General features: G+C 33.4%; 6 protein-coding genes. 1 reads left to right on the forward strand and 5 read right to left on the reverse strand.

Annotated elements, in window-relative coordinates:
- Positions 1 to 412: 412 nt before the first annotated feature.
- From BW942_RS15670 to BW942_RS15680, 3 genes are all read right to left on the reverse strand, one after another.
- Positions 413 to 592 (reverse strand): hypothetical protein, encoded by a 180-nt coding sequence (locus BW942_RS15670; protein WP_000536645.1) that lies wholly within the window; start codon positions 590 to 592, stop codon positions 413 to 415.
- A gap of 564 nt (positions 593 to 1,156) precedes the next feature.
- Entirely contained in the window at positions 1,157 to 2,497 is a 1,341-nt protein-coding gene (locus BW942_RS15675) for a hypothetical protein (RefSeq protein ID WP_000809922.1), read from the reverse strand.
- 835 nt (positions 2,498 to 3,332) lie between these two features.
- The gene (locus BW942_RS15680) at positions 3,333 to 3,878 is read right to left on the reverse strand and encodes a YbhB/YbcL family Raf kinase inhibitor-like protein (protein ID WP_000695952.1); all 546 of its coding nucleotides are present in this window, start codon (positions 3,876 to 3,878) and stop codon (positions 3,333 to 3,335) included.
- Positions 3,879 to 5,679: 1,801 nt separating this feature from the next.
- Here BW942_RS15680 and BW942_RS15685 point away from each other — a divergent pair.
- Entirely contained in the window at positions 5,680 to 7,725 is a 2,046-nt protein-coding gene (locus BW942_RS15685; RefSeq protein WP_000691480.1) for a guanylate cyclase, read from the forward strand.
- 552 nt (positions 7,726 to 8,277) lie between these two features.
- Here the strand turns inward: BW942_RS15685 and BW942_RS15690 are convergent.
- Both BW942_RS15690 and BW942_RS15695 read right to left on the reverse strand, forming a co-directional pair.
- Positions 8,278 to 8,901: a TetR/AcrR family transcriptional regulator gene (locus BW942_RS15690; protein WP_000866993.1), complete on the reverse strand. Its 624-nt coding sequence runs from the start codon at positions 8,899 to 8,901 to the stop codon at positions 8,278 to 8,280.
- 112 nt (positions 8,902 to 9,013) lie between these two features.
- Positions 9,014 to 12,265 (reverse strand): efflux RND transporter permease subunit, encoded by a 3,252-nt coding sequence (locus BW942_RS15695; protein WP_001046744.1) that lies wholly within the window; start codon positions 12,263 to 12,265, stop codon positions 9,014 to 9,016.
- Positions 12,266 to 13,163 lie beyond the last annotated feature (898 nt).

Below are 13,163 nucleotides of genomic sequence, written 5' to 3' on the forward strand. Positions count from 1 at the left end.
AACTCAGCACAACGCTTTCCTATGGGTCGCGTTGTGGGATGGGAACTAAGTTTTACAGAGGATTTGTCGTAATTTCGACAGATTTATATTGAGATAACACTTGTGGGGTTGGTTATGATAGAAAGCGTTCTGCTGAATTCCTTGCATCGCCCCTTTCACTTTATACTAAATTCTCGTTAACATAATAAAAAATTTTCACTATGACCTTAAGAATTCAGTTTAAGAAATTTATTTTTCTGGAAAAAGTTGAAATTTAAATTTTGCAGTTCGATTTCTAAAATGTGGGAACTACCGCAAATCACGATTTTACTAACAAATTCTAAAATTGCAGAAACTCATATCTTTAGAAAATCTTTTCTCAACCGGATTCACGTTAATTTATTAGAAAATTTTTATAAAATGAATTTTTAATTCAATTAATGAAAGCTTTATAAAGTAGTTTTTTATTTTTATGCTGATCGCAAACGGTAATTCTATGCAAAAATTTGATCGGATAACGATTCTTTTTAGATTTTATAAATAGTTCTCTTAGCATAAATTGAACATAAGGAAAAAGTTTTACCCTAAAACTTAAATTTGTATGAGTTCCCACAGATTAAGTCTCCTAACTTGGAAAACAGTTTTTTATCAGTGAACTGTCTGGTGGAAGTTCCCACATTTGATTTTTTACAGAAAAATTAGGCTTTATAAAACAAATTTTTTATACAGATATAATAAAGAAGCTGTTTTAAATGTAGGAACTACTTCTTTTTTAATAACGTCTGCTTATCCCCCTAAAATACTGATTTTTACAAGTCTATAACCGACCTAAGCTATAATTTGTGGGAACTCACACAGATTTGAATTTTTACGAGCCATCCAGGAATGTCGAAAACTCAAAAGTTTCACACTCAAAATACAAAAGTTCGATCTGTAAATAAAACGAAAATATTTTCTCAGCAAACAAAGTATCAGTTTATTACTAAACTAATAACCGCATATGAAAGTTGAATTTCCAACTTTCATAAAAAAACAACCAAAACGTTATGCTACTATTAACATATACCAAAACAATAACCTGCAATTGAATCTGAGATGAATTTCACTCTATGTAAGTTCACTCGTTATACGAGAAAATTTCAATTGAATTCAACTCCGTTTCTTATACCTGTTACCTCTATGGAAAATTCTTTCGAAAGGCTTCCTTTGAAATATTTCCATCCCAATCCGTTTGAATGAGAAGAGCATCTATATATTGAGCTGGTTTTTTCTTAGTATAAGAAAGAATAATATAACCCTTGTCGTTTTTTAAAATCTTATTCGCCATATAAAGCCTTTGAGAATGTTTTTTTTCCCAAACTTTCTTCCCGTTAGAATCGAATTTGACTAAAATCATAGGTCCTTCTCCATCAGAAAGAACTCCGAAAAAACCTTGATCTGGAGATTCTATAATAGGCCCCATAAAATTATGACCACCTAATCTTTGTTTGGTTTCCCAGATCACCTCACCTTTTGGAGAAAGTTTCAAAAGCCAAACCGCTTGATGATTTTGCCCTGAAACACCACCGGATAAAAGTAGATTCCCATCGGAAAGTTTAAAGATAGAAACTGCAAAATCTTCTATATTAGGACTTCCGAATCTTTTTTTCCAAAGCGGTTTTCCATCTGAATCATATCGATGTAAAACCAAGTCTCTTTGAGATTCTCTCCCAGATACGTTATCCGTTCTTACTGCAAAAACAATCCCTTCTTCATAAGAAGTAGTTGCACTAGGAGCATATTCTAAATCTGGAATGTGTTTGGAACTTTTAACAGAGCCATCCTTACTCAAAAGGGTATAAAAGAATCCTGTCTTAATTCCGCTTATTACGGTAGTAGTATTTCCATGTTGCTCCGTAGATTCTGTTCTGTAAGAAACAGAAACAAGCGCCCTAAATTTTTCATTGGCAAGTTCTTGAAGATGAAATATATGCGGATCTTCAAATCCACAAACGTCGTCACAAATTTCTTTTGCTTCTATAATTTTATCAGAAACTAAACTTCCTTGTCCGTCGTATTTAGAGAATACGATCTTTCGATTGTAAGTTCCGCTCCCAATCGAACCTGAAGTAATAAAACCTCCATCTTGAGTCGCTATAAGATTTTCTCCTCGAACGCTATCGTGATTGTGAACGCTAACGGTATAACCTCCCATGTCGATGGGAACACTTGTAAAGAGATATTTCCACCAAACTGGATTCCCCAATGGATCAATTTTTGCAGACCAAGCAGCACTATATTTTTTCTGTTCTATTTTAAGGTTTGTATCTTGTCTGGAACAATCGTTAGAAGCGCCTACAACAACATAAGTTCCATCTTTTAAAGAAACCAATCCGGATGGAAGTTCCTCCGGACATTCGTTTGGTTTCAATCCATTATATTGTTCACCGCCAAAAATGGTTTGCCAAATAGAATTATTTTGTGCAAATGCAGAAGTTCCGCAAATCAGAAGAATGAAAAAAACAGATATTTGTTTCATCGTATGGTCCTTGTGAAATGGAATGTATCAAAGAGATTTCAAAATTGTAAAGAATTTATTTTTTAAACTCGAAATAGAACTTTATATTTGGTTGATTAGGAAATGACTCCCTACAAACAATAATCTATATATAAAACCAATCTAGATTTATTCAGGGAAAAATTTAAACATCCTCTGATAAAAAGCACATCTCAAAAATTTAAAACAATCGGCTAAAGTTATTCGGAAAATTTAAACGACCTAAAGATACAATAAGAATATATTAGAATTGTTGAAAATTACTTTTCTTTTATTTCTTATCCATTATTCATAACTATATAATAAAGTACCTAATATTTTGTATGGAACCAGCGTTTTGTGATAAAATTAACGGTACTCAATTCTATAGAGATCAGTAAAAGCAAACGGATAATGCCATTTTACTAATGTTAGATACGAAATTTTCAAAAACTCTATAAATAGACATTTAAAGATTGTGTTTAAGTTGAAAATGCAATAAGACATACAATCTTTAACTTTCTCTAAAAGTTTATAAATTTTCCAAAAAATACAATCCGTACTAACTGACATACTTTATAGGCTTAAGATAATTTTTATTTAAAACTTTTATTTCTTTGAAATTTAGAAAGAATTCATATTTTAGAATATTCAAAAAATTTGAATTTATAAATTAAGAAGTCATTTCAAAATTATATCGATTTTTTTAGGGTTTTATGGAGATTTTTAGGAACAGTTTACGCAATTGATAAAAAAGACACGTTCAAACTTAAACCAAAAGATTTGTTATATTCAAAAAAGGATCTGCTCAAAAAACAGATCCTTTTTTATTTAATTTTTATCTGCCGTATTTTGCTAAAATCTGTGCTTCGCCGATTTTAAGTTGATTGATATAAAATCCGATCAAAGCTCCAGAAGAATTTTGATCCGCCGGGATTTTATCTTTAAGGGCGTACACCGTAAAATAATAACGATGCGGCTTATGACCTTTTGGAGGACAAGGCCCGCCGTAACCAGACGTTCCAAAATCGGTTCTACTTTGAATCGCTTCTTTAGGAAGAAGGTTTTTTTCCAAGTTGCCAGCATTAGCTGGAATTGAAGTAATCGTAGATGGAAGATTAAAAACCACCCAGTGCCACCACCCGCTTCCAGTCGGAGCATCAGGATCATACACAGTTAACGCAATACTTTTAGTATCTTTCGGAAGACCCGTCCAAGATAGAGAAGGAGAAATATTCCCTCCAGAACATCCAAAGCCATTAAACACTTGTTCGTTGGCAATTAATTTAACCGATGTCAATTCAGGACTTTTTAACTGAAACGGTTCCGCTTGAAGCCAGCTAACGCTAAACAAAAAAACAAATATAAACCATTTGATTTTCATAAAATCAAAACCCTCCTAGATAAACTTTAAATTAGGAATTAAGTAAAACTATGCAAGACGGATTTGAAAATCAAATGAAAATTTTAGTTCTTTAAGAAGTTGAGAAATCTTGAATATGCAAAAAAATATTCTTTCTTTTTTAGTTTTGAATAGGTATCTAAACTAAAACTTCCAGAAATTGAAAAACTTTCCTTTCCAAGAAAGGATCGTATTTTCAATCAATTTTAATTGACATAAAGTACTTTTTTATTTTGTGAAATCATTTTATTACTCATAGCTATGTAATAAAGTACCTAATATTTTGCATGGAATCAGTGTTTTGTGATAAAATTAACAGTATTCAATTTTATAGAGATCAGTAATAGAATTGTTAAAAAATGAATTCTCCATCTATTTCATTGTATTGGAATGGACGATTCAAGTAGTTTTGCTAATCTCCATTATGGAATTTTTAACAATCCTATTTAGATATTCAACTTTATAAGATTAGTAATCAAAAAAGGCCTATCTTAAAACTTTAAAAGGTATCAAAGATAATTCTTTAGAAATTTCTAATAAAATATTAAAAACCGCGAAAATCATCACATCTGGTATTTATAAACTTTCCAATACTTTCTATTATCAAATCTTTATAATATTTAAATTTTGAGGCAGGTTCAAAATAAATTTTTAATTTCTTTGAAGACCCAAGGAAACTTCATGCAGAAATTTGATTTTACTACAAAAACTCAATCAAAATGAACGATGAATTTTTTGTGAAAATATAAAGCTTTATAAATTGCTGCTATTCTGAAATTTATAACTTTTTCGAGAAAGATCCTGGATTCTAACTTTTAAAACAAAACATAGTATTCTTTTCGTATGTTCTTGCAATAGGATCATCCTTTTGGATTTTATAAAAGTTTCTAAAAAATAAAAGTTCGACTATAATTTATCTTAAATCGAAACATAATAATTTTAAGGATTCAATTTTGCTTAAAATCTTCGTTGTAACAAAATTGAGTTAAAAATTTTTTTGTCTTATTCTTTAATCTCACAAACTACTTCTGGAAGAACTCTTTACTTTCAAATACGAAAGAAAAAATTTAAATCTTACTCAAAACTATAAAATAAGTATCAATATTTTGCTTCCAAACGAGGTTTTATAATAAAAATTATAGTACCTAATTTTTATAGAGGTCATTAGTATAATTGCGAGTCTTTCAAGTTTATAAACAATACCTTATTAAACTGATCCTTATACAATAGTAAATTTCGCAATAAACCCTAGTTTAAAAACAAAGTTTTGAGTAATTTTTTTAGAAGATTAACCCAATTTAGATCGTTTACGATTCTAATTCTCATTTTATAAAAAACATGAAAGTTATGAGCAATTGCAAACAGATATTCATCAAGTTTGTTTCAAATTAGACAATTAAAAGACAACATATTGTTTTATTCTAATAAAAGAATGATTTATCGTTATTCTATCTTAAGAGAAAATTAAAAATCACATTTATCTTTTAATTTGTTTTGAAATACTAAAATGAGTTCTTAAATGTTTATTCGAAAAATTTTTCATTCAGATTGCTTATCGAAATAATTCTAAATAAAATCTTGTCCAAACTAAAACAAGGTTTCAAGAGAAGTTATCTGATTCAAATTTCTTTATTTTTGAATATGTAAATTGGAAGCCATTTCAAAAATACTTTATCTTTGTTTAAAACAGTATTTAGAAATTCTTGAAATAAATTTTAGTTCGTCCCTTGCTCGATGGCGACAAACATCCGCCATAACCTGAAGGAAGGATCGGAGAAGTGATATGAAAATAATAAAAATTTTAAGAATTGTATTTCCGATCCTTCTTACGTTACCCACATTTGCTGAAACGATTCCTTGGAACGAGAATCAAGTTCGCCTTGGAATTTACTCTCAAATTTTAGAAGATCAGGATTCCAGTTTGACAATTGAATCCGTTCAAAACAAAGAATTTCAACAATCCAACCAAACAAATCCTTCTTTCGGATTTACTAAATCCGCTTATTGGTTGAAGTTTTCGTTTAACAATCCTGAAGAAACTTTCAAAGAAAAACTTTTAGAAATTACGTTTCCATTGATCGACGAGGTAATTCTATATTCTCCCGAAAATGGCACCTACCAACAAACTATCGTAGGAATAGAAAAACCTTTTACGGATAGGCCTATCGAAAGTCATACCTTCGTGTTTCCAATTCATGCTCCTCCAGGTGTATCCACTTTTTATCTTCGATTTAAAAACGAAGACAGTATGCAAATGCCTCTGATTCTTTGGGAACCTGATGCATTCTATAAGAATATTAGAGATATTCAATATATTAACGGGATTTATTTCGGAATTCTGATCGCCATGGCTGTATATAACTTATTTCTCTTACTCACGGTAAGGGACAAAAGTTATTTTTTTTACGTTTTTTATATTCTTTGTTTTGCTATTTTTTTGATGTCTCAATATGGATTCGCCTACGAATATCTTTGGCCAGAATTTTCCTGGGGAGCTAGACGAATGAATCCGTTCTTGGCCGGTCTTTTGGAATTTAGTATTTTACTTTTTACAAGAGACTTTTTGGATACAAAGAACACGTTTCCCACCCTACACAAGTACAATCATGTTTTAATCATTCTTTGTGCAATGGCTTCGTTCTCTTCTTTTTTTGTGAACCTAACTCAAGGAGCATTGCAGGTCGCAATCTTAGGTCTTTTAACTGCAATCTCCATACTGGCTTCGGGAATAAAAGCGTTGATGTCAGGTTTTCGTCCTGCTCGTTATTTTATGATCGCATTCTCCGCCTTACTTTTAGGAGGAGCGTTCTACGCATTAAAAACTATAGGAGCCATTCCAGTTTCTTTTGTTACGGAATATAGTATGCAAATCGGTTCTGGTTTGGAAGTAACTTTACTTTCTTTAGGACTTGGAGATAGAATTTCTATTTTGATTAAAGAAAAACAAGAAACTCAAAAAGAATTGATCCGAGAACAAAACGATTCGATCGAAAAACAAGCCAAACTGAACGAATCCTTTGCAAGATTTGTCCCTTCTAAACTCATTCATCTTTTGGGAAAAAACGAAGTGATACAAGTTGCACTCGGTGATCAAATTCAAAAAGAAATGACCGTTTTATTTTCCGATATTCGTTCTTTTACTGAACTTTCTGAAAGTATGAATCCACAAGAAAATTTTAATTTTCTAAACTCTTACTTAGAAAGAATGACACTAGCAATTGAAAAATATTCCGGAACCATCGATAAGTTTATCGGAGACGCGATTATGGCACTTTTCGAAACAAACGCGGAAGACGGTTTGATGGCTGCTATCGAAATGCATCGTCAATTGAAATTATACAATGCAGATCGGGATCGCCAAGGTTATAAGCCAATCGAAACAGGGATCGCCCTTCATAAGGGACCTGTTATGTTAGGTACAATCGGTTCCCAAAACCGGATGGAGGTAACCGTAATTTCGGATACGGTAAACACAACGTCCCGCATAGAAGGTCTTACTAAAAATTACGGGGCAAAAATACTTTTGAGTGAAACTGCGTTTTCTTCTTTAAAAGATCCTTCCCAATTTCTATATCGTTATCTCGGTAGAACATTTGTAAGAGGAAAAAAAGAAGATCTTTCTATATTAGAATTTTGTGATACAGAAAGCGACGAAGCGGAACAATTTTTTAAGACAAAAAGTAAATTTGAAAAAGGAGTTTTTCATTTTTTTGAAGAAGAATATACTTTCGCTTTCAATCATTTTAGGGATGTTTTATCGGAATATCCTACTGACTCTGCGTCTGCTTGGTATTTACAGGCTTGCAGAACTTCTCTCAAGAGAGAATAGGTTATTTTTAAATTTCAGAATATGGTAATAATGGCAAAACTCTAATAACACGTGAGTTGGACGTAAGAAATCCATAGTTTATTTTTCTAATAAAAAATTGTGATCTCAATTCCTAAAATGTGGGAACTACTGCAAATCATGATTTTACGAACAAATTCTAAAATTGTAGGAACTCATACTTTTAGAAGATTCTTTCTCGTTTTGTTACACCCTCCTCACGTTAATAACAAGTAGAACTGTTAAAAATTTTATACCTTACTAAAGGGACTTAATCCGTGGGAACTACTACGAAAATTTAATAGATAAAATTCAATTTAAAACCTCAATCAAATTAGAAATCGATTTATAAGGTTTTTCTTAATTTACTTCACAGCAAGAGTCGAGTGCTCTTTTATAAAACTGAATTTTTCTATAAAAGATGAACCTAGGAACTGTTAAAAATTTTATACCTTGCTAAAAAGACTTAATCTGTGGGAACTACCACAATTTAGAATTGATTCTAAAACATTAAAATGTGGGAACTATTACATTTTTTAACCACAAAGATACACTCTAATCACTTGAAACTTTTTCTACGGATTGAGTTTCGGATGAATTCATAATTCCATAAAATAAAATTCCGTGAATTTCTCCCTGCAATTGCATCATCGAATAAGGAGAATTTAAAAGAAGTTCTGGAGTTGCGGTCATTTCGATCGCAGAATTTAAAAGCGCCGCAAAAATCGTAGGATTTAAGTCCTTACGAATTTCTCCTTTTTCAATCCCTTGTTTTACAAGAGCCTGAACCGATTTAGCAACAGATTCCATTCTCACTTCTTTGATATAAGCGTAGTGATCTGGAGCCTGATCTCTAATTTCTAAAATGAACTCATTCGCTCCAGTGGGAAACTGACTAATTTTAAATTCATTGATAGCTTGAATCTTTTCATGCACAGATAAAGAATCATCTTCACTGATCTTTTCTAAAGTAGAACTCATCAAGTTATGTTTATGGGAAAGAATCTCAAATAGAAGATGATTTTTATTTTCGAAATGTTTATACAAAGTCTTACGTGAAATTTTCAGGACCCTTGCAATTTCTTCCATTTTAGTTTTTGCATATCCATACTTTAGAAAAAGCTCAAGTGCTTTATCCATAATACGGTGTTTCACTTCGTCCTGATCCATCACTTTCATTTTCACTCACTCGCGCCATTTATGAAACTCTTTTTTTAAATTCGACAAAAATTCAAAATCAATTAAATCATAAACGGCGAGAGCAAATTCTTATTCATTACTTATGAACTACTTACGCATCAGGATTCGGAGAATTTCTTCTTACCATTTGATTCAGTTTTTCTATATAAGAAAATGCTGCAGGAACCACCACTAAAGTAAGTATCGTAGAAGAAATCAATCCACCAATGATCGCAACTCCCATACTCGTTCTTTGACGAGAAGCTTCGTTCAACCCGATTGCAATCGGTAACATTCCCGCGATAAGAGCAAAAGAAGTCATCAAAATCGGTCTCAATCTTTCTCTTCCCGCTTCGATAATCGCTTCTTTCATTTCTTTACCTTGTGACAACAATTGATTCGTAAAGTCCACAAGAAGAATTGAGTTCTTGGTAGCGACACCGATCAACATAATCAGCCCAATCATAGAAAAAATATCCAAGGATTTTTGGGTAATAAAAAGAGCGATAAAAGCTCCACAAAGCGCAAGAGGTAATACGAGCATGATCGCAATCGGAGTGATAAAACTTTCGTAAAGAGAAGCAAGAACCATGTAGATAAATAAAATCCCAAGTCCCATGGCGATCGCCATAGAAACTCCCATCTCTTTAAAACTTTCTGCCTGTCCAGAATAGCCGATCTTTACACCGGAAGGAAGAGGAATTTCAATCTGACTGATCTTTGTAACTTCTTCCATAGCTCCTCCCATTTCAGGACCTTTTGGATTTACATCTGCATAAATTTCCACGGCCTTATTTCGGTTGAGACGATTGATCGTTGCAAGACCAGTGGATTCTTCCGCCTTTGCTACGTTTTGAATTGGAATCAATCTATTGTTAAAGTTAGGTACAAAAGAACTATAAAAATTTTCCTTTAAATCTCTTTGAGAATCCTTCAGTCGAACTCGAATATCATACTCAACTCCATTTTCTCTATAAACCGCAGGTGTAGTTCCTTCTACAAGAGTTCTCAATTCAGTTCCTATAATCGTTCCAGGAACTCCTAAAAGTACTTCCTTTTCTCGATCCGGAACCACTCTAAACTCAGGAGCTCCCGTTCGATAACTCGTATCTACGTCTAAAAGCGCCGGAGATTTTTGAAGACGTTCGAACAACTTCTTAGCATAGTCTTCTACAACTTCTCTCTTTTGACCGCTGACTGTTAGAGTAAAAGGTCTTTGTCCTCCTCCCACATTGTCTACGTCCTTTACGATCGGATTGGCATAAGAAAATTCCGCCAATTCATTACGAAGAAACGCTTTAAACTGAGTTGTGTTCATCTTCCTATCTCTGGAAGGAACCATTTCTACGAACATATTCGTACTACGGTTCGTGTTAAACATGGAAACAATTTTGATTTCCTTATAAGAACGAATCTTTTGGTCTACTTGAAGAGCAATCTGAGACATTTTTTCCAAGGACGTTCCGGGTGGCATATCCAAAGTCACTGTAAATTTACCCTCATCCTGAGCAGGAAGAAACGTTTTTGGAATAAACTTAGTCAAAACCAAACTAACTACGAAAATTAAAATCGCTCCAGAAAGTATAAAAAAAGGTCTTTTTAAAGTGAATTTTAAAACGGAAGCGTATTTTTCTTCTAACCAAGATTGAAAAACATTAAAAATACTTAATATAGAATCTAGTCCTACTTCTAACTTTCCTAAAATGAACACAATAGGAGAAAATACGGTGGATAAAATTCCTCTGGAAGTTTTATTCTGAGAACGGATTTTAGAATAAGCAATCTCTTCCAGCGTAGTAGTAGCGCCTTTTGTTTTTCCTTTGACTGCTTTGGTTGTGATTTCAGGAATCGATTCGGAAGAATTATGTGCGTGATTTCCTACCTTTCCACCAAAATATGCAGACAACATAGGAGCAATCGTAAGCGCGTCATAAAGAGAAATGAGAAGAGCAAAACATACAGTCAATCCAAATTCTCTTAAGAACTGTCCCACAATTCCGCTGATAAATGCAATCGGCATAAAAACCGCAATCACCGTCATCGTAGTAGCAATTACCGCAAGTGTTACTTCTTTGGTGCCTTCGATAGAAGCCTCTCTCGCAGTTTTTCCCATTTCTCTGTGTCTGAAAATATTTTCTCGAACTACAATCGCATCGTCGATAAGAAGTCCAACCGCAAGGCTGAGAGCCAAAAGAGTCATCACGTTTACGGTAAAACCAGCAATCGCCATCAAAATAAACGCGCCTAACAAAGAGTTTGGAAGTGCAAGTCCAGTAATCAAAGTAGAACGAACACTTCCTAAGAATAATAACACTACGATGATCGTAAGTATGATTCCAATGATAATCGTTTCTTTTACATCATAGATATTGTTGTCGATCGTTACAGAAGAATCATTCGTAGACGTCAACTCAGGTGAACCGTTACGTTTCGAAAGATCTTGATTGATTTCTAAGACTTTCTTTTTTACAGATTGTGCAACCGCAACCGTATTGGACCCGGACTGTTTATATACCATGAGAAAAACGGCTTTTCGACCGTTTAGATAAGCGCGAGAGGTTTCGTCTTCAACTGTATCTTTGACTTCGCCCAATTGTCCAATTTTAATAGGAACTTCATTTCCAAAAAGAGAGATAGGAGTGTCTCTGATTTCCTCTGGAGATTGGAATTCATTGATCGTTCTATATACAAGTTCCTTATCGGTTTTACTTACTTTTCCGGCGGGGATGTTCATTCCTCCCGAAGCAAGTCGATTAGACACAACTGAAGCTGGAATCATATGTTCTTTGAGTTTGTTTCGATCCAGTTCTACGTGAATTTCTCTTTTACGTCCTCCGTAGATGGTTACGTTTCCTACGTCTTTGGTAGAAAGAAGAATCTGCTTCACTTCTTCATTAGCAATATCATAAAGTTCCGCATCTGGTAATTCAGCTCTTAGTGCAATGATTACGATCGGTTGGTCCGCTGGATCGATTCTTCGAATGACTGGTTCTTTTGCATCATTTGGTAATTTCGGTTTAACACTAGATACTTTATCTCGAACCTGTTGTTCTGCATACTTTACATCAGTTTCCAGAGTAAACTCTACAATAACGGTCCCCACTCCTTCGTTACAGACCGCTCTGACCCTTTTCACTCCCGAAATCGTAGATAGTTCGTCTTCAACCGGTTTTGCAATTAGTGTTTCGATTTCATTAGGCGCCGCACCTGGATAAGGCACGGTTACGGTCACGACCGGAATCGTTACATTGGGAAATAAATCTACCCCCAATTTGCTCAAAGAAAGGTATCCCGCGACCAGGATGAGTAAGACCGTACAAGTGACGAAAATCGGTCTTTGAATCGAAAGCGAAGCTAAGTTCATTTTGTGAACCTCCTAATTTTACCGGCTGACCAAAGCGTAGAAACTATAAGATTTTTCTAAATTGGAAACAATTTTTGAATTATTTGTTTTTCATCAACTAAGAATTTTCTATACCAAAGTAGTTATCTGGAAGTTCCTACAGAATGTGTCAAGGTGTTCTAAATTCTAAAAGTTAAAGATTATAAATGTATTTTAACTTATTAATTTGATATACGGAATATTCAAATCTACTGAATTGTGGGAACTACTCTAATCATTAAAAAGAATCTATTTTTTTACAAACCAATCTTTTGTATTCTTTATGCAGGAAACTTTTTAAAGCTTGCCCAAAACCTCAAAGAATTTCTACACGATCATTCTTTAGAAATTTTGAATCAAATGCAGTAGTTCTTACAAATTTAGATCGCATTTAGCAATTTGTGAACTTTCGAACCGTTCTAATCTCGTTAAATTTTCATAGTAGTTCCCACATTTTTATGAAACTCAATTTCACTTTCGAAAAACTCAGCAAAACCTCTAAGGATCGGCGGCAACTCAGCGTCTCACTTCTACGGTCGCTCGAAGTAACTCAAGCAAACACCTCCCTAAGGATCGGTATTTAGAATTTGGGACAAGTTCTAAATTTTTGAAGGGTTTCTAATTACAAAATCGAGATCAGAATGATTCTACATTACTGACAAAACGTCGTTTAAAAAGATAATTTCAGTGCATTCTACAGTCGTGGGCAAAAATCGTTTCTCTTATAAGTTTATTTTTTCGTAAAAAAAATTGGATATTTTAAAGTTGGGGTAGTTCCCACAGATTACGTCTCATTCCAACACCTTAGAGATTTTGAAAGTTCACTATCAAACGTGAGTCTGTGGAAAAATCAGAAAAGTAGTAGTTCCTACATTTTTAA

Source organism: Leptospira interrogans (assembly GCF_900156205.1).
GTDB classification, from domain to species: domain Bacteria; phylum Spirochaetota; class Leptospiria; order Leptospirales; family Leptospiraceae; genus Leptospira; species Leptospira interrogans.

What these genes read in the sequence shown, in the direction of transcription:
- BW942_RS15690 (WP_000866993.1), bottom strand. Translation starts at nt 8,901, where the DNA reads ATGAAAGTGATGGATCAGGACGAAGTGAAACACCGTATTATGGATAAA.
- BW942_RS15685 (WP_000691480.1), top strand. Translation starts at nt 5,680, where the DNA reads ATGAAAATAATAAAAATTTTAAGAATTGTATTTCCGATCCTTCTTACG.
- BW942_RS15695 (WP_001046744.1), bottom strand. Translation starts at nt 12,265, where the DNA reads ATGAACTTAGCTTCGCTTTCGATTCAAAGACCGATTTTCGTCACTTGT.
- BW942_RS15680 (WP_000695952.1), bottom strand. Translation starts at nt 3,878, where the DNA reads ATGAAAATCAAATGGTTTATATTTGTTTTTTTGTTTAGCGTTAGCTGG.
- BW942_RS15675 (WP_000809922.1), bottom strand. Translation starts at nt 2,497, where the DNA reads ATGAAACAAATATCTGTTTTTTTCATTCTTCTGATTTGCGGAACTTCT.